Origin of the sequence: Nocardiopsis alba (assembly GCF_000710955.1) — a bacterium.
Classification (GTDB): domain Bacteria; phylum Actinomycetota; class Actinomycetes; order Streptosporangiales; family Streptosporangiaceae; genus Nocardiopsis; species Nocardiopsis alba.
The window spans coordinates 270,796-290,835 of sequence record NZ_BAZE01000003.1 but is presented as its reverse complement, the minus strand read 5'-3'; the positions used below and the strand labels follow the sequence as shown (position 1 = coordinate 290,835).

Here is a 20,040-nt window from a genome sequence, read left to right as displayed (position 1 = left end):
GCCTGAGGCGTTTCCGGGGGCGGTCGCACGGCGACGGCCCCCGGGACACCGGCGGACGCCACGGTGCATGGCGCATCGGCGTCACCTCCCGGGAGCTCTACGACGCCACGCTCCGCCGCGCCATCGCCGATGACGGGACCACGGCGCCATCGGCCCGGCGGGAACCGAGACGAAGAGCGAGGACGGGGTGTTCTCCGAAAGCCGGGGCCACGGGCGCGACGGATTCTGACCGACCCTGGCCACAAGGGGGTGCGTCGTCTCGGATTCCCCGTCTCTGAGGTGGATACGGTACATATCGCAGACCCTCTGGCGCGGCGTGGCGGCCGCTACCCCCTTGGGAGTCGATGGAGATGATCACGGTCCGCGTCTCGAAGTCAGACCCCGCCTCGGTCTCCTCCCTGGGGCAGGTGATCCGGGACCCTCGTTACGCGGGTTCGGACCTGTACCTGCGGGTGGACCCGGGCGACTATGTGGAGCCCCAGGTCATCGGGGTGCTGCGGCATGTGGTGGTGGTGCCCGCCGAAGGGGCGGGCACGGTCACCGTCAGCGCTGCCGATGAGACCAACGTCTTCAACGTGCACGAAGGCGGCCATCTGGAGATCCACGGCATCGGTGTCCGCAGTTCCTCGGACGACTATCCGCCCCTGTACGCGCAGGAGGGAGCCAGGCTCCGGGCGGTGGACTGTGTCTTCACCGCGCCGCGACGGGTCAACGTCGTGGGCGCGCGGGCGGAGCTCGTCGGTTGCCGTTTCGAGGACAGCGGACTGCTGTGGGACTCCGGAGAGGGGTCGGTGCGCGACTGCTACTTCGCCAAGGCGGTGATCGCGGTCCAAGGGGAGTGCTCTCCGAGGATCAGCGGGACGATCTTCACCGGGGCCCACGACGACTGGCACACCCTCTACGTCTCGGGGGCCTCGCCCGAGGTGTCCGATTGCGCGCTGGTCGACGGAGGCGGGATCTATGTGCGCGACCGCGCCACCCCGGAGTTCACCGACGTGCGCGTCACCGGGGCCCGCGACTGGCCGGTCCGGGTGTACGAGCGTTCCCGCGCGAGCTTCACCCGGCTGGTGGTGGAGGCGCCGCGGAAGGAGGGCACGGACGCGTTCTTCGTCCACGGAGACTCCGAGAGCGTGCTGCACGACTGCGAGATCACCGGTTCCACCCGTACCGGATTGGCGATCGAGGGCGGAAGGCTCACCGTGCACGGCCTCACGGTGACCGGGGCGGCGGCCGACGCGGTCCTCGTCGACGGCGGTGAGGCGGCCCTCACCGACGTCCGATGCTCGGGAGTGGGCAAGGCGGCGTTGTTGGTGGCGGACGGTGCCAGGGTGTCGGTCTCGGGCATGTCGGTCTCCGAGAGCACGCAGGAGGGGCGGGGCGCGATCGCGTCGGTCCGTTCGCGGTTCGAGGTGAGCGATCTGCGTGTCAGCCGCTGGCACGGCCCGATGGCCATCGTCGTGGGCGGTGGCGGCGTCTTCGAGGACATCGTCGGCCATGAGGTGGGTTCGGGGATCCACAGCCGTGAGGACGCCACGATCACCGTGCGCGGCATGGTGCTGCGCGAGGCCCGGGAGGACGGGCTGAACATCCTCGACGGCACCGAGGTACGTCTGGTGGACGCCGACCTGTCCGAGTGCGGAGAGGACGCGGTCTACGTCCAGGGAGGGTACGTCACGGTCCGCTCCTCCACCCTGTCCGGCAGTGGTGAGCGCGGTGTACGGGTGGGCGCGGGCGGTGTCGCGGCGCTGGAGGACACCGCGATCCGTGATGGACGCGGGGACGGGCTCATGGTCGAGGACGGTGGTCGGGTCCGGCTGGTGCGGTGCACGGTCTCCGGGAACGACGACTCGGGTCTGTGGGCCGCCGACGACGCCTCGGTCTATCTGGAGGACACCACCTTCGGCGGGAACCGGGGCGGCGACGGCGATCGGGTCGTGGTCCGGGGGACGAGGGGCGCGGCCACGGGTCCGGGGCGGATACTCGGCGGTGTCGGGGAGGGTGCGGTACGGGACCGGGAACGCTCGCTGGAGTCCCTGCTCACCGAGTTGGACGCGCTGGTGGGGCAGGAGCGGGTCAAGCGGGAGGTGCGGGCCCTGGTCGACCTGCAACGGGTGAGCGCCAAGCGTGTGGCCGCCGGTCTGCCCGCGTTGAACGTCGGCCGTCACCTGGTGCTCGCGGGCCCGCCGGGGATCGGCAAGACCACCGTGGCCCGGCTGTACGGGGAGATCCTGTGCTCCCTGGGCGGTCTGGAGCGGGGCCCGTTCGTGGAGGTGGCCCGTCCCGACCTGGTGGCCGAGTATCAGGGCGGGACCCGGACCAGGGTCCTGGAGGCGGTGGAGCGGGCGCGCGGCGGTGTGCTGTTCGTGGACGGGGCGCACGCGTTGGTCGAGGAGGAGCCGGAGGAGTCCGATCCGCACGGCCGGGAGGTCGTCGACACCCTGGTCGGGGCGATGTCGGAGCCGGGAAAGGGGTTCGTCCTGGTCCTGGCCGGGCACTCCGATCGACTCGGAGAACTCCTGGAGGCCTCGCCGGGGCTGCGGGAGCGGGTGGCGCGCACGATCGAGTTCGAGGACTACTCTCCCGAGCAGCTCATGGGGATCTTCGCGGGGGAGGCCGGGGAGCGGGGCCGCACCCTGGGCGAGGGGGTGCGCGAGCTGTTGGTCGAGCATTTCCGGCGGCGGATGAAGGACGAGGCCTTCGACAACGGCCGCGAGGTGCGCAGGGTTCTGGACGGGGCGATCCGAGCCCACTCGGAGCGGATCGCCGAGGGCGGCTACACGACCGTGGACGATCTGAGCCGCTTCCGGGCCGAGGACCTGGAGAGCGCCACCGCCGCCGCGGGCGGCGCCTCCGGTCGGGGCGGGGGTCGGGTGGCCTCGTTGATGGCGGGGTTGGACGCCATGGTGGGGATGTCCGACGTCAAGGACGCCCTGTCGGGGAGGTTGGCCGGATTGTTGACGGCGGGCCGTGCGGGTGGTGGGCCCTCACGTCACCTGGTCTTCCTGGGGGAGCGGGGGACCGGGCGGACCACGGTGGCCGGCATCTACGCGGAGCTGTTGGCGGCTCTGGGCCTGACGTCGCGTGGGCGGCCGGTGCGTCTTCGCGCCGGGGAGCTGGTGGAGCGGGGCGAGGTCTCACGGCGGGCCCGGGAGGCCTTCGACCTGGCGCACGGCGGGGTGCTCCTGATCACGGACGCGCACGACGTGGTCGGGGAGGAGGAGGCGGCCGGCGCGCTCGTCGAGCTCATGGGCGAACACCACGACGATGTGGTGGTGGTCCTGTGCGGTGCCGAGGAGGGGGCTCGCGCGTTCCTGTCCGACCATCCCGATCTGGAGGCGAGGTTCGGCGCGGTGGTGGGGTTCTCCTCGTACACGGACGAGGAGCTGCTCAGGATCTTCGTGGGCGTCGCGGAGGAGGTCGATCTCGCGGTTCCGGAGAGGACCCGTGCGGTGGTGGCGGAGGCGATCGAGGCGTGCTCCGAGCGGTTCGCCGCGGGCAACGGGCATGAGGTGCGCGCGCTGTTCCAGGCGTGCGCGGCCCGTCAGGCACGTCGGATCGAGGGGTGGGTCCGTTCGGGGAGGGTCCTGGACCTGGAGGAGTTGCAGACGCTGCTCCCGGAGGATGTCCCCGGGGAGGACGGGGCGGGGAGCGCCTTGGCGGAATGATGACCCCGCGTGAACAGGTGTTGTGCCTGCTGTGTCCGAAGTATGGGTAGGTGGGCGTTATGAGCCTGATGTTCATGCTGTTCGCCCTGATGGGCGCGGTGGTCGTTCTGGCCGGCGGATCCTACGTCCTGCGCGAGGTGCTCGCCCGGATGGAGCCGCGGAGCGAGGTCGCCGAACCCGAGCCGCCGCCGGCGGAGGTCCCGCGCCCGCACGTGGGCGGTTACGTGCCCGCCGACCGAGGGGTCGACGAACTCCCCTCCGGGCTTCGTGAGCGTGCGCGCAATCTGGTCGCCCTGGACCGCGCCGACGAGGCGGTCAGGTTGCTCCGGCCGCACCTGGACGGAGACGAGGAGCGCGCCCGGCGGGCCCTTCGGCGTCTGGACGAGGGCGGTCGCCCCGCCCTGGAGTCCTGAGCGGGCGGCTCAGGTCCTGGAACGGTTCTGGAGCCAGCCCCAGATCGCGGTGGCGACGAAGAGGATCGCGCCGATGACCGCCAACCAGAACAGCCCCTTGATCAGGGTGCCGAGGATGGCGAGGATCAGCCAGACGGCGAGCAGGACGAGGATGAGATACACCATGTTCGCTCCTGGGGACGGTGTCGTGCGGTGCCGGTGGCCTACCCGGCGTGGTGGTGTCCGAAGCCTCCTCGGAAGAGGCCGAGGTGACCCTTGGGAACGATGTTCTCACTCGTGGTGTTCGATGCGGGTGTGTGCGAAGGGCGAGTTCTGGGGAGGGAAGGGAACATGAGTCTGGAAGAAGCGTCACGTCAGTTGGAAGCCGCGGTCCACGACGCTCGTGTGGCCTTCGATTGCATCCTGTTGGACGAGGTGGACCGGGCGCATACCAATGCCATCACCGCGCGGGCGGCCGTGGACGCCGCCGAGTACGCGCTCCGGGTGGAACTGGAGAGGCGTGAGGCGGGCGAGGAGGATTCGTCGGAGACGGCGGAATCGGACTGATCCGACCCTTCGAACTCTCGAACACATGTTCGAACAATGGGTATGCTGTCCGGTATGCCCGATCAGTCCCTGACGTCGGACTGGCCCGCGAGTGTGCACCCACCCGGGTCGGACTCCTTCGAGCAGACGGCCCTGGAATGGCTCTTCGACCAGGTGCCGGCCGATTACCGGCTGCACGGAGTGCTGCGACGCCACCCCGTGGCCCTCTCCCGCCTGGCCCGGCACTACGTGTCGGCCACCTTGGACGCCACGCGGGAGGGCTACCGTACGGCCCGTGTCGACCTGCGCGACCGGTTGCCTCCTCACGCGTTGGACCAGGTCATGGAGGCCTACCTCGCCGAAGGGCGCCGGACCGCGGCGCTCCTCCGCTCCATCGAGGTCGTGGACCGCGCGCTGCGCCGGGCCGGCACGGAACAGTCCCACGATGAGTGAGCCGGAGGCGGGAGCCTCAGGCCGTGACCCGGACCAGCACCGCGATCTCGTCCCCCGTGTTCACCAGGTGCCGACGTTCCCCGCCACCACCGCCCACCACACGGGCCCGGTCGATGGCCAGTTCGGTGGCCGAGAGCATCCGTCCGTCGGTTTCGGCGGCGATCAGGTGGGCGCGCCCCCTGACCAGGCACAGCACCTCCAGCGCGTGCGGCCCTTCGGAGCGCGGGACGGGGCCGGGGACGAACCCGTTCGGTTCGAGGGCTACGGTGGTCACCCGGAATCGTCCCCCGACCCGACGGCGGGTGGAGCGCGGTGCGGGCTGCCAGCTCCCACGACGGCTCGGCCACAGGGTGGGTCGGTGGAGCGAGGCCGCCGCGGCGCGTGCGGCGGTGACCACCTGTCCGAGCGTCGGAAGCCCGCGCGCGTCCAGGTGGGCGTAGCCGGAGGAACGTCCGGCGTCGACGACGTCGCCGATCCCGTCCAGGGAGACGGGCGCGGTGCGAGGCCGGGGAGCGTGCCCGACGGCGGTGGGACGATCGGCGGTCGGCGCGGAGGACTGCTGGGGCATCGTGAGAGGATCCTTCACGTGTACACGGCGCTTCGCGTGAGGAAGGGCCGTGGAGATGTCGTCATGGGGCCACGAGGGCTCCGAGGCGGTGAGGGTGGTCTCTCCGAACGCGCGTCCGGAGAGGGGCGTCACCCGAGTGGACTCCGTTCACGGCCGTCTCACACCGAAAGGCGGGGGCCGTTCACAGGTCGGTCGTGCGGGGTCGAACGATGTGGACCCCGGTGGCGCGGCTCAGCGACGACAACACGGACACGCCGCACAGGCCGGCAGGCAGGAGGCCCCGAAGGGGGCCGTACGAGCCATGGCGTTGGTGCGGGTGCGCGGATACATGGAGGTAAGCAGACCAGCAAAGCCGGTGGTGCGTCAAGCGAACGCCGGGAATCACGCGTGTCGAACCGCTCACCGCGGAGACATCCCGGGCGTGTTGCGGCGCGGGCCCCGTGGTGGTGACATGTGGAACCCGAGAGAGCGGCCTTCTCGTCGCCCCGGGATCCACTTCCCAGTACAGCCGTAGCGACAGGAGTGGCAGTGCAGCCGTCCGTTCCCAGAGGGCAGCCTTGACCCCCGAGGTACAGGGCCGGTGGGCGCGTGTGCTGGTGCGTGCCCTGGTGGTGGTCGCCGCCGGCGTGATGGCCCTGGGGTTCCTGGGGCCGGAGGCCGCTCTGTTGGTCTCCTTCCTGACCGTGCTCACCTACGTGCTGCTGTGGCTGCGAACCAGGTACGCGGGGCTGCTCTTCACGGACGAACGTTCCCGGGACGGATCCGTCCACAGGGAGGGGCCGCACGACCCGCCGCGAGGACCGGAACCCCGGCGGCCTCCCGATGACGACTGAGGTCCCCGGCGGTGAAGGGCCCTCTTCGACGGACGACGCGTACGGCCGAGGGGGAGGGGGACGCGTCTTTCGGAGAACCGGGCGGCTTCACGGGGCGCGCGGCGTAGATTCTGAACTCATGACGGACCGGGACCTCCTCCACGCCCTGCGTTCCGGACCCACCCCGACGGGTGAGGTCTACGCGTGGCTTCTCGACGCGTACGGGGAGGAGCTCTACCGGCACTGTCTCCGGAACCTGGGGGATCGCGACGCCGCGCACGTCGTGCTTCGGGACACTCTGATCGTCGCTCGGGCGCACAGTGTGCGACTGGTGGACGACGGTCGGCTGGGGGAGTGGCTGCACGCGTTGGCCGAGACGGAGTGCGAGCGTCATCGCGACTGTGTCTGGGGGGATCGTCCTCCGGAGCACACGGTCTCTTCGAGAGGGGACGACCTGGTCCGCGTCCTGGTGCTCAACGGGATGAACGGGCCGGAGCTGGACGGGTATCGGGCGCACGTGGCGGTCCGGGCGGGCCGGTTCGACGATCAGGGCTTCCCTCTGGGGCCGGGGCCGTGCGACGTGTTGGCCCGCACGTCGGTCTCGGTGTTCGTCCCCTTGGTCCTCATGCTCTCCGGTGCGCTGCTGGTGCTCTTCCTGACCGGAGCCGACTAGGAGGTCGGATCCGGTGGGTCGGAGGGCTCGTGCGAGGGCGTTCGCCCCCGGGAACACTCCGACCCGCCGGAACTCACCGGGTGCCGAGACAGGCGCGGCGACCGGTCACGAGGTGATGTGCGAGGAGTCGCCGTGCACGCCGGCCTCCTCGGCACGCTTCACCGAGGCGATGATCTCCTGCTCGGCCTCGTGACGACCGACCCAGCTGGCGCCCTCGACGGACTTGCCGGGCTCCAGGTCCTTGTACACGGTGAAGAAGTGCTCGATCTCGAGACGCTCGAACTCGTTCACGTGGTGAATGTCACGCAGGTGCTCCATGCGCGGGTCCGTCGCCGGAACGCACAGCAGCTTGTCGTCACCACCGGCCTCGTCGCGCATACGGAACATGCCGATGGCGCGCGCGCGGATGAGGCAGCCCGGGAAGGTCGGAGCCTTCAGCAGGACGAGGGCGTCCAAAGGATCCCCGTCCTCTCCGAGAGTCCCGTCGACGAAACCGTAGTCGGCGGGGTAGGTGGTGGAGGTGAACAGCATGCGGTCGAGACGGATACGACCGGTCTTGTGGTCCACCTCGTACTTGTTGCGTTCCCCCTTGGGGATTTCGATCGTAACGTCGAATTCCATGCTGATCTCGGCTCCCAATGCGACTAATGTCGCCGTATAACTACAACGTCAGGCCGCGACACCGAAGGAAGGGCAGGTGCCCCGGGTGCGACGGGTACGAGGCGAGGCGTTCCTCGCGCTGGCCCTGCTCAACATATTCGTGCTGATCACCGGGTTCGTCGCCCTGGACGTGATCGAGGCACGACCGCTTCCGGCGGTGCCCAATCCCGTCACACGTGCCGATGGCGCGGCGGCGGTGGAGACCACGGCCCCGACTCCGGCGGATCCGGAACGGATCGCGGACATCCTCGATGATCCCATGTCATCCTCCGGGCTCGAGGACGGCCTCTCCGGTTATGTGGTCGACGGCCTCACCGGAGACACCCTCTTCGAACGGGACGCGGACGCCCCGGTGACCCCGGCGTCGACGACCAAGATCGCCACGGCCGTCACCGTTCTGAACGCGGTCGGCCCCGACCACGTGCTCCACACCGAGGTCTATCTCGATCCGGCGGAGAACCGAGTGGTGCTCCGAGGCGCGGGCGACGCGACCTTGACCGTCACGGCCGATTCAGCAGCCTACCCGCAGGTAGCCACATTGGAGGAGCTCGCCGAGGACACCGCGGCCGCCCTCGCGGGTCTGGGGCTCGACACGGTCACCGTGGGATACGACGACTCCCTCTTCACCGGTCCCGACACCGGTCCGGGCTGGAAGCCCAACTACGTCACCGAGGGCAGCACCGCCACCATCCACGCCCTGCTCGTCGACCAGGGCCGGGTCGACCCGGACGTGTCCACCCGCGTTCCCGACCCGCCCAAGGCCGCGGCCGAGGCCTTCGCCGACCAGCTCGAGCTGGCCGGGCTGACCGTCGAGGGGGAACCCGACGAGGCCGACTCCGTGGGAGAGCCCATCGCCTCCGCGGAGTCCGCTCCGGTGAGCTCCCTGGTCGAGTTCATGTTGTTGGCCAGCGACAACAACATGGCCGAGGCCCTCGGACGGATCGCCGCCCTGGAGATGGGCGAGGAACCGGACTTCCCGGGCGCGGCGGCCGCCACCCACCGTGTCATGGAGGACCTGGGCATCGAGGGGGTGAGGTTGTCGGACAACAGCGGATTGAGCACCAAGAACCGCATCACCCCTCGGGCCCTGGTCCGGTTGGTCCGGACGGCCTCGGAGGACCCCGCGCTCAACGCCACCCTGACCGGACTGCCCACCGCGCACTCGACCGGGACCCTGGCCGGACGCTACTCCGAGTACTCCACCTCGAGCGACGCCGCGGGGATGGTCCGGGGCAAGACCGGCACTCTCGACGGGGTGAGCACTCTGGCCGGCACCGTGCACGACCAGGAGGGCAACGTGTTCCTGTTCGCCCTCATGGCCAACAGCGAAGGGGCGACCGGCCCTCAACTCGACACGCTCGCCGCCGCGCTGAGCCGCTGCGGCTGTTCGTGACGGGCGCACGCGCGAGGGGCACGGGCCCCGACGGGTTTTCGGGTCGGCTCGGGGAGAACCCGGGGTCTGCCCTGAAATAGAGCCCTGATCCCCGTGCCCCCGCGTTCTCCGTGGGTAGGCTGACGGTGTGACTGTGATCGACTGGGACGTAGCCGTCAATACCGGTGTCCGCCTCGTGCGCCCTGGGCCGCAGGTGGACCTGTCCGACGCGCGGCAGGCCGTGGCGCAGTTGCGCGAGCTCTCCGGCGTGGCGGCCGGGCACGTGCGCGACTTCACCGGAATGAACCCCCTCGAACCCTCGGGCCCCGCGGTCATCGTGGACCGTCCCGGATGGATTCGAGCCAACGTCGACGGGTTCCGAGTGGTACTCGAACCCGTACTCCAACAGATGGGCGCCGACCGGCTGAACAGCGGTCCGGCCGGGAACCTGGCCGGCGCGGTCGGTTCCCGGATCACCGGGGTGCAGCTCGGCGCGGTCCTGGCCTACCTGGCCGGAAAGGTCCTCGGCCAGTACGAGCTGTTCCTGCCGCCGGACCCCGACGGACACTCGCCGACCGGGCGACTGACCCTGGTGGCGCCCAACATCGTCAACACCGAGCGCGAACTCGACGTCGATCCCCGCGACTTCCGCCTGTGGGTCTGCCTGCACGAGGAGACCCACCGCATGCAGTTCACGGCCACGCCGTGGCTGCGGGGTCACGTCCAGCAGCTCATGCAGGAGTTGCTGCTGTCCACGGAGATGGACGCCTCCGACCTCATCGACCGCCTGAGGCAGGCCGGCGAGGCGGTCGCCGACGCGGTGCGCGGCGGCGACGGCAACCTGCTCACCGCCTTCCAGACGCCCGAGCAGAGCGCCCTCATGGATCGGGTCACCGCGGTCATGAGCCTGGCCGAGGGGCACGGCGACTACGTGATGGACGCGGTCGGCCCCGACGTCGTGCCCTCGGTCGAGAGGATCCGCTCCCGTTTCCAGAAGCGGCGCGAGACCGCCAACCCGCTCGACCGGATCATGCGACAGCTTCTGGGCATGGACCTGAAGATGAAGCAGTACGAGGAGGGCGCCTCCTTCGTCCGCCAGGTGGTCGCGCAGGTCGGTATGGCCGAGTTCAACAAGGTGTGGACCTCTCCCGAGACGCTGCCGACGATCGAGGAGATCCGTCAGCCCTCGCGGTGGATCGAGCGGGTCGTGCGGCCCGCCGTCATCACCGAGTGAGCGGGCCTCCCCCCGCCGTGGCCGCCGTACGTTCGGCGGTGCGGCGGGTTCTGCGTGCCCTGCCCGAGGACACCACCGTGCTGGTGGCGTGCAGCGGCGGGGCCGATTCGTTGGCCCTGGCCGGGGCGCTCGCCTTCGAGGCGCCCCGGGTCGGGCGTACCGCCGGCGCCGTCACCGTGGACCACGGGCTCCAGGAGGGTTCGGCCGAGCGCGCCGAGTCCGTGGCCGGGACCCTGCGCGGACTGGGGCTGGCGCCCGTCATGGTCGAGACCGTGCGGGTGACCGGGGCGGGCGGCCCCGAGGCCGCGGCCCGACGCGCCCGCTACCGGGCCCTGAACGCGGCGGCCCGCGCGCACGCCCCCGCCGCGGTCCTGCTCGGACACACCCTCGACGACCAGGCGGAGACGGTCCTGCTGGGACTGGCCCGCGGGTCGGGGGCCCGTTCCCTCTCCGGGATGGCGGCGCGCGGGGACGTCCATCACCGGCCGCTGCTGGAGCTGGACCGGGCCACGGTCCGTCGGGCATGTCTGCTGATGGGGTTGGACCCCTGGGAGGACCCGCACAACCACGACCCCCGCTTCGCCCGTTCCCGGGTCCGATACGAGGCGCTGCCCGCCCTGGAGAAGGCGCTGGGGCCGGGGATCACCGCCGCCCTGGCGAGGACCGCGGGCATGCTCCGGGACGACGCCGACGCCCTCGACGCCCTCGCCGTCGAACTGCGCGAGCGGGCCCGATCGGAGGGAGGGGGCCTGGACGTGGCATCGCTGGAGCGGGCCGAGGCCGCTCTGCGCACCCGTGTGCTGAGGGCGGCCGCCCTCGACGCCGGCTGCCCCGCCACCGACCTGGCCGCCCGGCACGTGCGCGAACTCGACCGGCTGGTCACCGAGTGGCGTGGCCAGTCCCACATCGACCTGCCCGGCGGGGTACGCGGCCGTAGGGCGGCCGGGCGGATCCTCTTCGAGCGCTGAGCCGGGACACCGAAGGCCACCGGTCCCGCACCATCGCCGTGTTCGGCACGTTTATCCTGGTTGCCGCAAACGGGGAATCCATCAGCGAGGACGTGAGCGTGGACGCGAAGGACATGGGCGAGGACCTGGAGAAGGTCCTGGTCACCGAGGAAGAGATCAAGGCGCGCCTGGCCGAGCTGGGCGAGCGGATCGACGCCGACTACGCGGGCCGCGACCTGCTGATCGTCGGTGTGCTCAAGGGCGCGGTCATGGTCATGGCCGACCTCGCCCGGGTGCTGCACACCCCCGTCTCGATGGACTGGATGGCGGTCTCCTCCTACGGGGCCGGCACCACGTCCTCCGGCGTGGTGCGGATCCTCAAGGACCTGGAGACCGACATCAAGGACCGCGACGTCCTGATCGTCGAGGACGTCATCGACTCCGGTCTGACCCTCTCCTGGCTGGTGGGCAACCTGCGTTCGCGCGGCCCCCGGTCGGTCGAGGTCTGCACCATGGTCCGCAAGCCGCTGGCCTTCGAGGTCGACCTCGACGTCAAGTACATCGGCTTCGACCTGCCCAACGAGTTCATCATCGGATATGGGCTGGATTACGCGGAGAAGTACCGCAACCTGCCGTTCATCGGCACCCTCGCTCCGCACGTCTACGAGAAGTAGTCTCGTGCCGGCCCGCGTGTCCGCCGAGGTCCCGCGGGCCGGCTCGGGAACAACGGAACGGATGCCGTCGTTGCGTTCATGACGGCCCCGTGTCCGGCCTGAGCGGTGCGCCCGCCCGGTACGGCGAGGTGTACCGTCGAATATCCCGGCGTCATCGCAGGGAGCACGTGTCCGATAGGTCCTGCTTCGGAAAACTCCTCTGGGGCGGGGCGGCCTGGTCAGGAGGGACGGAGCCGGCAGGGTTCCTCTCACATGAATCTGAAGCGTTTTTTCCGCGGCCCGTGGATATGGATCCTGGCCGTCGCCCTCATGCTCATCATCGGCTTTCGCGTGTTCGATGTCGGTGGCGGTCCGCAGCCGGAGGAGATCGACACCTCCACCGTGGTCGAGTACATCGACCAGAACAAGGTGGTCGAGGCCGAGATCATCGACCGGGACCAGCGCATCGAGCTGACCACGACCGATGGTGACATCTACGAGGCCTACTGGGTCGAGGGCCAGGGTCTGGAGCTCGCCGACAAGCTCCAGGAGTCCAAGTCCGACCCGGACAGCGAGCTCAAGGGCTACCAGGTCTCGGTCGCCACGACGCCCATCTGGACGACGGCGCTCTTCAGCCTGTTGCCGCTGATCATCATCATCGTCATCTTCTGGTTCATCTTCAGCCAGATGCAGGGCGGCGGCTCCCGCGTGATGAACTTCGGCAAGTCCAAGGCCAAACTCATCACCAAGGACACGCCCAAGAACACCTTCGCGGACGTGGCCGGGGCCGACGAGGCCATCGAGGAGCTCCACGAGATCAAGGAGTTCCTCCAGAACCCGGAGAAGTTCCAGTCGATGGGCGCCAAGATCCCCAAGGGCGTTCTGCTCATGGGGCCGCCCGGAACCGGTAAGACCCTGCTGGCGCGCGCCGTCGCGGGTGAGGCCGGGGTCCCGTTCTACTCCATCTCCGGTTCGGACTTCGTCGAGATGTTCGTCGGTGTCGGCGCCTCCCGTGTGCGCGACCTGTTCGAGCAGGCCAAGGCCAACGCCCCCGCGATCATCTTCATCGACGAGATCGACGCCGTCGGCCGCCACCGTGGCGCCGGCATGGGCGGCGGGCACGACGAGCGCGAGCAGACCCTCAACCAGATGCTGGTCGAGATGGACGGCTTCGACGTCAAGGGCGGGGTCATCCTCATCGCCGCCACCAACCGTCCCGACATCCTCGACCCGGCCCTGCTGCGCCCGGGCCGCTTCGACCGTCAGGTCGTCGTGGACCGCCCGGACCTGGACGGTCGTCGCGACATCCTGGAGGTCCACTCCAAGGGCAAGCCGATGGCCGACGACGTCGATTTCGCGGTCATCGCCCGCCAGACCGCCGGTATGACCGGTGCCGATCTGGCCAACGTGATCAACGAGGGCGCCCTGCTGTCCGCGCGAGCCGACAACAAGGTCATCACGCACGCCGTCCTGGAAGAGGCCATCGAACGCGTGATGGCCGGACCCGAACGCAAGTCCCGGGTCATGTCGGACCGTGAGAAGAAGGTCATCGCCTACCACGAGGGCGGTCACGCCCTCGTCGGCCACGCGCTGCCCAACGCCGACCCCGTCCACAAGATCACGATCCTGCCGCGCGGTCGCGCCCTCGGTTACACCATGTCGGTGCCGACCGAGGACAAGTTCCTCACCTCGCGCTCGCAGATGATGGACCAGCTGGCGATGATGCTCGGTGGTCGCGCGGCGGAGGAGCTCGTCTTCCACGAGCCCACCACCGGTGCCGGCAACGACATCGACAAGGCCACCAACCTGGCCCGCAACATGGTCACCGAGTACGGCATGAGCGAGCGTCTGGGCGCGCGCAAGTTCGGCACCGCCAACAGCGAGCCGTTCCTGGGTCGCGAGATGTCGCACGCCCGCGAGTACTCCGAGGAGATCGCCTCCGTCATCGACGAGGAGGTGCGCCGCCTCATCGAGTCCGCGCACGACGAGGCCTACGAGGTCCTCGTCGAGTACCGCGACGTGCTCGACGAGCTGGTCGTGCAGCTCTTGGAGAAGGAGACGCTCACCAAGGACGAGGTCCTGGAGGTCTTCGCGCCGGTCGGCAAGCGTCCCGCGCGAGGCTCCTACACCGGCTACGGGAAGCGTCAGCCCTCCGACCGGCCTCCGGTGCGTTCCAAGAAGGAACTGGCGATGCTCAACGGATCCGACGTCAGGGGATCCGAGCACGAGGAACGGGCCCAGGGTTCGACGGGTGACGAGGGAGAACAGACGTGAGTGAACTACCCCCTAGAACGGTGGACCGCGAGCGTGTCGCCCGCGCCGTCCGCGAGATCCTCATCGCGATCGGCGAGGACCCGGATCGGGACGGTCTCCTGGAGACCCCCGACCGGGTCGCCCGGGCCTACGAGGAACAGTTCGCCGGTCTCGGCCAGAAGCCGGGTGACGTGCTCACCACGGTCTTCGAGGCCGGGCACGAGGAGATGGTCCTGGTCAAGGACATCGAGCTGTACTCGACCTGCGAACACCACCTCGTCCCGTTCTACGGAGTGGCGCACGTGGGCTACATCCCGGGGGAGGACGGCCGCATCACCGGGCTCAGCAAGCTCGCCCGTCTCGTGGACGTCTACGCCCGCCGTCCCCAGGTGCAGGAGCGTCTGACCGGCGAGGTCGCCGACGCGATCATGGAGCACCTCGAACCGCGCGGCGTGATCGTGGTGGTCGAGGCCGAGCACCTGTGCATGACCATGCGCGGTGTGCGCAAGCCCGGTGCCCAGACGGTGACCTCGGCCGTCCGGGGGATCTTCCGGAGCAGCGACCGCACCCGGGCCGAGGCCATGAGCCTCATCCTCGACCGGCGCTGAGCGCCTCTCGGGGAGAGACCCGTGTAACACCTTCGAAGGGGCCGGGAGCCGCGTGCTTCCGGCCCCTCGTCGTACGCGTAGGGTGAGGCGCATGGCGCCGAAATACACACTTCCGGGGCTGCCCGACCGAGGGCGGTGCCTGGTCATGGGGGTCGTCAACGTCACCCCCGACTCCTTCTCCGACGGCGGTTCGTGGTTCGATCCCGGGCGCGCGATCGAACACGGACTCCGCCTGGTCGAGGAGGGGGCCGACATCATCGACGTGGGCGGCGAGTCCACCCGCCCCGGCGCCCAACGGGTGGAGGCGTCCGAGGAACTGCGCAGGGTCGAACCGGTCGTCCGGGCTCTCGCCGCGCGGGGGGTCGCCGTCAGCGTCGACACGATGAGGGCCGAGGTCGCGGCACGCGCGGTCGACGCCGGAGCGGTATTGGTCAACGATGTCAGTGGTGGTCTGGCCGACCCCGAGATGGCACGATTGGTCGCTTCTTCCGGTGTGGCCTACGTGTTGATGCACTGGCGTGGGCATAGTCATGACATGGAGAGCCGTGCCGTGTACACGGATGTCGTCCAGGAGGTCCTCGATGAGCTCCGCGACCGTATGGAGGCCATGATCAGTGCAGGTGTCGACCCCGGGCAGATCGTTCTGGATCCGGGGCTGGGATTCTCCAAACGTCCCGAACGGGCGCACAACTGGGCGCTGCTCCACCGACTCGAACGTTTCCACGAACTGGGCCGGCCGGTTCTGGTCGCCGGTTCCCGCAAGCGCTTCCTCAGCCGTCTGTTGAGCGACGGCAAAGGGGAGGAACGCCCCTTCGTGGAATGCGACGCCGCCACGACGGCTCTGACGACCCTGTCCGCGGACAGGGGGGCCTGGGCGGTGCGGGTGCACGACGTCCGCCCCAACGCCGACGCCGTCCGGGTCGCCGCGGCCTGGTCCGACGGCGGGGCGGCCCTCCACGGAGGACGCGCCGAGATCATGGACCGGGGCGGCCTGTGAAGTCCCGTCAGGAGGTCATGGAGAGCGTCGCCGAGGCCAACGCCCAGTTCTACAGCGCCATCGAGAACGGCGACATCGACCTGATGCGCACCGTGTGGGCCGAGGAGCACGAGGCCCCCGATCTGGTGTGCGTCAACCCCGGGTGGCCGCTGCTGCGGGGTCGCACCGAGATCATGCGCGCCTGGTCCCTGATCATGGCCAACGTCACCTACATCCAGTACGTCCTCACCGAGACCCACATCGGGGTCGGCGGCGACATCGCCATGGTGACCTGTGAGGAGAACGTGCTGACCGCCGAGGACGGCAGCCCCGGGTTCGTCGCGGGCGGCCAGGTGGTCACCACCAATCTGTTCGTCGACACCGACCAGGGCTGGCGCCTGTGGTCCCACCACGCCTCCCCCGTCCTGATGGAGGACGACGACGAGGCGGAGGTCGAGGACTGATGCGGGATCGCATCACGCTCCGCGGGCTGCGGGCCCGGGGATACCACGGCGTGTTCGACTTCGAGCGCCGTGAGGGCCAGGACTTCGTGGTCGACGCCGTGCTGTACCTGGACACCGCCCCCGCGGCCGCCTCCGATGACGTCGAGGACACCGTGCACTACGGTCTGCTCGCCGACCGGTTGGTCGCGATCGTCACCGGCGACCCGGTCGACCTGATCGAGACGCTCGCCGAACGGCTCGCCGCAGAGTGCATGAGCGAGTCGATCGTGGAGGGGGTGGAATTGACCGTGCACAAGCCGTCGGCCCCCATCGAGCACGAGTTCGCCGACGTGTCGGTCACCGTCACACGGGGAAGGAGGGGCTCATGGTGACACGTGCCGTGCTTTCCCTGGGCTCCAACCTCGGGGACCGGAGGGCGACACTCCAGGGCGCCGTGGACCACCTCCTGGCCGGACCGGACGCCCCGACGGCGGTGGCGCTCTCACCCGTCTACGAGACCGCGCCCGTGGGCGGTCCCGAACAGGGGGCCTTCCTCAACGTCGTCCTGGTCGTGGACACCCCGGGCACCGCGCGAGGGCTTCTGGAACGGGCCCAGGACGCCGAACGGGCCTTCGAGAGGGTTCGGGAGGTCCGCTGGGGTCCCCGCACCCTGGACGTCGACGTGATCGCCTTCGGGGACACCGTCGACGAGGACCCGGTCCTGACCCTTCCGCACCCGCGAGCCCACCTGCGCGCCTTCGTCCTCCGTCCCTGGCTGGACACCGACCCCGCGGCCATCGTGCCCGGCCGGGGCCCGGTCGCGGCTCTGCTCGCCACCGTGGAGGAGGAGGACACGGCCGGCGAACAGGAGCTGACCCGTAGGGACGACCTGAGGCTTCGAACCCCGGGAGAGGCGGAACGCTGATGCCCGACGACGGCAGGGGCACGCTCGCCCCTACGGGGTGGCGTGTCCCGGCCGCCTTGGCGGCGCTCGGGGCCCTCGCCGGGCTGTTCGTCGCGAACTCGGTGAGCGGGCTTCCGGTGCTGCCGTGGTCGGCCATCCCGACCCTGCTGCTGTTGGCCTTCGCGGAGGCGTTCACGGCCAGGCGCACGTCCCGACGGATCCGCCGGGAGCCCGGTACCGAACCCATGGAGCCGCTGAGCGCCGCGCGTCTGTTGGCCCTGGCCAAGGCCAGTACGCTCTTCGCCGCGCTCGCCCTGGGCTTCTTCGCGGGCATGGCGTTGGCGGTCACCGACCACCTCGCCCTGCCCACCCATCGGGCCGTGTTCCTGACCTGCCTGGGCACCGCCCTCACCGCGGGGCTGCTGCTGGCCGCGGCCCTCTACCTGGAGCACGCCTGCCGTGTCCCCGAGGACCGCGGAGACGACGAGGACCGTTCCTAGGCGCCGAGGTCCGACTCCCAGGCATCGAGGTCCGACCCGCCCGGTCTCCTTCCTCGCCCGAGCGCGACCCGAAACCCCCGGAGCCCCGGGTTCTGGTCGGGGATCGTCCGCTGATGGTTGACTGAGCCCGTGGAGACCAGTGAACCGACACCCAAGACCGAGGCGGGGCCGTCGAATCCGCGGCGTTCCGTGGACGTGGCCTTCGCCGCCCCGGAGGGCGTTCCCTGGAGGAGGATCCCGACAGGGTTGGCCTGGTACCTGCGTCTGGAGTCGGTGGCCGTCTGTCTTGCCGCCGGCGCGGGTGGAGGCGTGCTCGCGCTCCTGTGGGGGCTGCCCGTGTGGGCGCTCGGCGTGTGGCTCGGACTGTGGCTGGTGGCCGGGGTCGCCCTGTGGTTCCTGGCCGGGAGTTCCCAACGCTCGTGGGGGTACGCGGAGGCGTCCGCGGAGTTGTACCTGTCCTACGGGGTTCTGGTCCGCCGGCTGGTCGTGGTCCCCTACGGGCGTATGCAGGTCGTGGACGTCACCACGAACCTGCTGGAGCAGGCGTTGGGGATCGCGACGGTGCGTGTGCGAACGGCGGCGAGCGCCGCGGACACGCGTGTGGTGGGGCTCCCGTTGTCCGAGGCCGTCCAGTTGCGCGACCGGCTCGCGGCGCGCAGCGAGAGTTTCTCCACGGGGTTGTAAGTGCACGGACCACCTCAGCACGAGCCGGGGTGGGTGCCGCCCGGAGGCGGTACCCCTCCTCCGCCTCCTCCGGCGGGGTTCCCGTATCCGCCGTCGTTTCGGAACCCGACGATGCTTCCGCCCCGACCGGGGCAGGGGACGCCTCCTCCTCCGCCGCCGAGGCCGGGCGACGACGTCACCACGGGTGTGTTCCGTTCGCACTGGATGATCGTTCCGGTGCGGGTCATCGCGGTCACCCTGGTGTTCGTGGCCCTGGTGGGGCCGATTCTGAGCACCTTCGGCCATGCCTGGGTGCTGCTGATGGCGGTGGCGGTGGTGTTCGGCGCCCTCGCCTACGCCCTGCCCTCCTGGTGGTACGGCACCTTCGGGCTCCGTGAGGACCACCTGGTGGTGCACGGGGGGCTGTTCCTGCGCAGTTCGCGCGAGATCCCGCTCAGCCGGCTCCAGGCGGTGGACGTGGTCCGCCCCCTGTTGACGCAGGTGTTCGGGGTGGCGGAGCTGCGCATCGAATTGGCGGGCGGGGACGGGAGCGCGATCCGTCTCCACTACCTGCCGCGGGAGCTCGCCGAACGGATGCGGACGGCGGTGCTCGCCCACGCGGCCGGCCTGCCGGGGCGCTCCCCGGACGCTCCGGAACGCCCCTTCTACCGGTTGCCCTTCCCCCTGTTGCTGGGCGCGCTCACCTTCCGGGTGCCGATCCTGCTGGCCTTCATCCTGTTGTTGATGCTGGGCACGGCGTTCGTGGTGTTCCTGGAGGCGGGGGTGCTGGGAGCGGTGGTCCCGTTGGCCCTGGGGCTGCTGCGTTACTACTGGGGCCCGTTGGCCCGGTACACGGACTTCTACGCGTCGTTGTCCCCGGACGGCCTGCGGCTGCGGTACGGCATGTTCCAGCGTCGTATGCAGACGATCCCGCCGGGCCGGGTCCAGGCGGTGCGCATCGTGGAACCGCTGCTGTGGCGGGCCCTGGGCGTGGCCAGGGTCGAGGCGACGATGGCGGGTTACGCGGGGGCCCGTCAGGGGGATTCGTCCGACCTGCTGCCGGTGGCGCCGAGGAGCCGGGCGTTCACGTTGGTGAACGAGATGTTCCCGGGGAGCGAGGCGGCCGTGGTGCCGTTGGTGGTCAACCGGGAGAGGTTGCCGAGCGCGGCGGGGGTGGACGAGCACCTGTTCGTGAGCGTCCGCGGGCTGTTCTGCCGGGTGACGGAGATCGTCCCGGTGGAGCGTATGCAGACGTTGCGGCTGTCGGCGGGGCCGTTGGCCAGATGGCGGGGGAGGGCCACGGTGGACGTGGACACCCCGCCCGGCCCGGTGGCCGCGCGGGCCGCGGACCGGGACGCCGAGGAGGGGCGACGCTTCCTGAACGCCCTGGCCGAGTACGGAAGGCGTGCCAGGGTGCCTTCGGCGGGAACGGAACGGTGGGCGACACGGGCGACGATGCGCGCGGAGCGGGGGCCGGCCCCTTCCGAAGACGAGAAAACGGAGGAAACCCCTGGTGACACCCCCGGAGAGGCATTGTGACGTGTGTCACATCTAGGGGATGATGTGGTTCCGGTTGTGGGTTGCATGTCCGACATGTCTGTTCACTATGGGTGGTTTCTCCTGGTCAGGGGTGGCGATCTCTTCGGAATTCCGGCCACGCGAGGCGGCTGAGTATGGCTAAATGGTGACTGAACACGGCGAGTGTTCACTGTCATACA

Annotated in this window: 22 protein-coding genes; 19 read left to right on the top strand and 3 right to left on the bottom strand. The window is 70.0% G+C overall.

Features of this window, described 5'->3' with window-relative positions; translation table 11 throughout:
* The first annotated feature begins 350 nt into the window (after positions 1-350).
* A complete protein-coding gene (locus TR33_RS07035; protein ID WP_042282214.1) occupies positions 351-3,665 on the top strand; it encodes a right-handed parallel beta-helix repeat-containing protein in 3,315 nt (1,104 codons plus the stop codon).
* 59 nt (positions 3,666-3,724) lie between these two features.
* On the top strand, positions 3,725-4,078 hold the full coding sequence (locus tag TR33_RS07030) for a hypothetical protein (protein ID WP_017534617.1): 354 nt from the start codon (positions 3,725-3,727) through the stop codon (positions 4,076-4,078).
* Positions 4,079-4,087: 9 nt separating this feature from the next.
* Here the strand turns inward: TR33_RS07030 and TR33_RS26855 are convergent, their stop codons facing one another.
* Positions 4,088-4,243 (bottom strand): hypothetical protein, encoded by a 156-nt coding sequence (locus tag TR33_RS26855; RefSeq protein ID WP_017534618.1) that lies wholly within the window; start codon positions 4,241-4,243, stop codon positions 4,088-4,090.
* A gap of 165 nt (positions 4,244-4,408) precedes the next feature.
* Between TR33_RS26855 and TR33_RS07020 the strand changes: the two genes are divergently transcribed.
* Both TR33_RS07020 and TR33_RS07015 read left to right on the top strand, forming a co-directional pair.
* A complete protein-coding gene (locus tag TR33_RS07020) occupies positions 4,409-4,624 on the top strand; it encodes a hypothetical protein (RefSeq protein WP_014910027.1) in 216 nt (71 codons plus the stop codon).
* 42 nt (positions 4,625-4,666) lie between these two features.
* On the top strand, positions 4,667-5,056 hold the full coding sequence (locus TR33_RS07015) for a hypothetical protein (protein WP_199806121.1): 390 nt from the start codon (positions 4,667-4,669) through the stop codon (positions 5,054-5,056).
* 16 nt (positions 5,057-5,072) lie between these two features.
* On the opposite strand, the gene TR33_RS07010 is transcribed toward TR33_RS07015, so the two are convergent.
* Positions 5,073-5,756, bottom strand: a complete 684-nt coding sequence (locus TR33_RS07010; RefSeq protein ID WP_017534621.1) for a hypothetical protein — start codon at positions 5,754-5,756, stop codon at positions 5,073-5,075.
* 458 nt (positions 5,757-6,214) lie between these two features.
* On the opposite strand from TR33_RS07010, the gene TR33_RS07005 reads away from it, so the two are divergent.
* Together TR33_RS07005 and TR33_RS07000 are read left to right on the top strand one after the other, a co-directional pair.
* Positions 6,215-6,457, top strand: a complete 243-nt coding sequence (locus tag TR33_RS07005; protein WP_014913478.1) for a hypothetical protein — start codon at positions 6,215-6,217, stop codon at positions 6,455-6,457.
* Positions 6,458-6,575: 118 nt separating this feature from the next.
* Positions 6,576-7,109: an RNA polymerase sigma factor gene (locus TR33_RS07000; RefSeq protein ID WP_014910770.1), complete on the top strand. Its 534-nt coding sequence runs from the start codon at positions 6,576-6,578 to the stop codon at positions 7,107-7,109.
* 105 nt (positions 7,110-7,214) lie between these two features.
* Here the strand turns inward: TR33_RS07000 and TR33_RS06995 are convergent, their stop codons facing one another.
* Positions 7,215-7,730, bottom strand: a complete 516-nt coding sequence (locus TR33_RS06995; RefSeq protein WP_014910277.1) for an inorganic diphosphatase — start codon at positions 7,728-7,730, stop codon at positions 7,215-7,217.
* 76 nt (positions 7,731-7,806) lie between these two features.
* Here TR33_RS06995 and dacB point away from each other — a divergent pair, with 76 nt between their 5' ends.
* The 13 genes from dacB (at position 7,807) to TR33_RS06930 (ending at position 19,861) form a co-directional block, all read left to right on the top strand.
* Positions 7,807-9,162 carry a D-alanyl-D-alanine carboxypeptidase/D-alanyl-D-alanine endopeptidase gene (gene dacB / locus TR33_RS06990; protein WP_014909307.1) on the top strand — a complete coding sequence of 452 codons (1,356 nt, stop codon included), beginning with the start codon at positions 7,807-7,809 and terminating at the stop codon, positions 9,160-9,162.
* Positions 9,163-9,295: 133 nt separating this feature from the next.
* A complete protein-coding gene (locus TR33_RS06985; protein WP_014910268.1) occupies positions 9,296-10,375 on the top strand; it encodes a zinc-dependent metalloprotease in 1,080 nt (359 codons plus the stop codon).
* Positions 10,372-11,343, top strand: coding sequence for a tRNA lysidine(34) synthetase TilS (gene tilS, locus TR33_RS06980; protein ID WP_042282212.1), 972 nt, complete (start codon positions 10,372-10,374; stop codon positions 11,341-11,343). Before TR33_RS06985 ends, tilS begins: the two co-directional genes overlap by 4 nt.
* A 98-nt stretch (positions 11,344-11,441) precedes the next feature.
* A complete protein-coding gene (gene hpt, locus TR33_RS06975; protein WP_014911073.1) occupies positions 11,442-11,996 on the top strand; it encodes a hypoxanthine phosphoribosyltransferase in 555 nt (184 codons plus the stop codon).
* A 252-nt stretch (positions 11,997-12,248) separates the two neighbouring features.
* Positions 12,249-14,249, top strand: coding sequence for an ATP-dependent zinc metalloprotease FtsH (ftsH, locus tag TR33_RS06970; RefSeq protein ID WP_014911682.1), 2,001 nt, complete (start codon positions 12,249-12,251; stop codon positions 14,247-14,249).
* A complete protein-coding gene (folE, locus tag TR33_RS06965) occupies positions 14,246-14,836 on the top strand; it encodes a GTP cyclohydrolase I FolE (protein ID WP_234305769.1) in 591 nt (196 codons plus the stop codon). Before ftsH ends, folE begins: the two co-directional genes overlap by 4 nt.
* A 91-nt stretch (positions 14,837-14,927) precedes the next feature.
* The gene (folP, locus tag TR33_RS06960; RefSeq protein ID WP_387605995.1) at positions 14,928-15,833 is read left to right on the top strand and encodes a dihydropteroate synthase; all 906 of its coding nucleotides are present in this window, start codon (positions 14,928-14,930) and stop codon (positions 15,831-15,833) included.
* A complete protein-coding gene (locus tag TR33_RS06955) occupies positions 15,830-16,276 on the top strand; it encodes a nuclear transport factor 2 family protein (RefSeq protein WP_014909990.1) in 447 nt (148 codons plus the stop codon). The genes folP and TR33_RS06955 overlap by 4 nt, the downstream gene beginning before the upstream one ends.
* Positions 16,276-16,647 carry a dihydroneopterin aldolase gene (gene folB, locus TR33_RS06950; RefSeq protein ID WP_017534628.1) on the top strand — a complete coding sequence of 124 codons (372 nt, stop codon included), beginning with the start codon at positions 16,276-16,278 and terminating at the stop codon, positions 16,645-16,647. Before TR33_RS06955 ends, folB begins: the two co-directional genes overlap by 1 nt.
* A complete protein-coding gene (gene folK, locus TR33_RS06945; protein ID WP_041561834.1) occupies positions 16,641-17,180 on the top strand; it encodes a 2-amino-4-hydroxy-6-hydroxymethyldihydropteridine diphosphokinase in 540 nt (179 codons plus the stop codon). The genes folB and folK overlap by 7 nt, the downstream gene beginning before the upstream one ends.
* Positions 17,180-17,659 carry a DUF3180 domain-containing protein gene (locus tag TR33_RS06940; protein WP_014909887.1) on the top strand — a complete coding sequence of 160 codons (480 nt, stop codon included), beginning with the start codon at positions 17,180-17,182 and terminating at the stop codon, positions 17,657-17,659. The genes folK and TR33_RS06940 overlap by 1 nt, the downstream gene beginning before the upstream one ends.
* A 189-nt stretch (positions 17,660-17,848) precedes the next feature.
* Complete coding sequence (locus TR33_RS06935; protein ID WP_042282618.1) at positions 17,849-18,343, top strand: PH domain-containing protein; 495 nt, start codon at positions 17,849-17,851, stop codon at positions 18,341-18,343.
* 111 nt (positions 18,344-18,454) lie between these two features.
* Positions 18,455-19,861 carry a PH domain-containing protein gene (locus tag TR33_RS06930; RefSeq protein WP_042282208.1) on the top strand — a complete coding sequence of 469 codons (1,407 nt, stop codon included), beginning with the start codon at positions 18,455-18,457 and terminating at the stop codon, positions 19,859-19,861.
* Positions 19,862-20,040: the final 179 nt, after the last annotated feature.

Bases quoted from the DNA above. Each gene is read 5' to 3' on its own strand.
- TR33_RS07035 (WP_042282214.1), top strand. From the start codon at position 351: ATGATCACGGTCCGCGTCTCGAAGTCAGACCCCGCCTCGGTCTCCTCC.
- TR33_RS07030 (WP_017534617.1), top strand. From the start codon at position 3,725: ATGAGCCTGATGTTCATGCTGTTCGCCCTGATGGGCGCGGTGGTCGTT.
- TR33_RS26855 (WP_017534618.1), bottom strand. From the start codon at position 4,243: ATGGTGTATCTCATCCTCGTCCTGCTCGCCGTCTGGCTGATCCTCGCC.
- TR33_RS07020 (WP_014910027.1), top strand. From the start codon at position 4,409: ATGAGTCTGGAAGAAGCGTCACGTCAGTTGGAAGCCGCGGTCCACGAC.
- TR33_RS07015 (WP_199806121.1), top strand. From the start codon at position 4,667: ATGCTGTCCGGTATGCCCGATCAGTCCCTGACGTCGGACTGGCCCGCG.
- TR33_RS07000 (WP_014910770.1), top strand. From the start codon at position 6,576: ATGACGGACCGGGACCTCCTCCACGCCCTGCGTTCCGGACCCACCCCG.
- TR33_RS06995 (WP_014910277.1), bottom strand. From the start codon at position 7,730: ATGGAATTCGACGTTACGATCGAAATCCCCAAGGGGGAACGCAACAAG.
- ftsH (WP_014911682.1), top strand. From the start codon at position 12,249: ATGAATCTGAAGCGTTTTTTCCGCGGCCCGTGGATATGGATCCTGGCC.
- folP (WP_387605995.1), top strand. From the start codon at position 14,928: ATGGCGCCGAAATACACACTTCCGGGGCTGCCCGACCGAGGGCGGTGC.
- folB (WP_017534628.1), top strand. From the start codon at position 16,276: ATGCGGGATCGCATCACGCTCCGCGGGCTGCGGGCCCGGGGATACCAC.
- folK (WP_041561834.1), top strand. From the start codon at position 16,641: ATGGTGACACGTGCCGTGCTTTCCCTGGGCTCCAACCTCGGGGACCGG.
- TR33_RS06940 (WP_014909887.1), top strand. From the start codon at position 17,180: ATGCCCGACGACGGCAGGGGCACGCTCGCCCCTACGGGGTGGCGTGTC.
- TR33_RS06930 (WP_042282208.1), top strand. From the start codon at position 18,455: ATGCTTCCGCCCCGACCGGGGCAGGGGACGCCTCCTCCTCCGCCGCCG.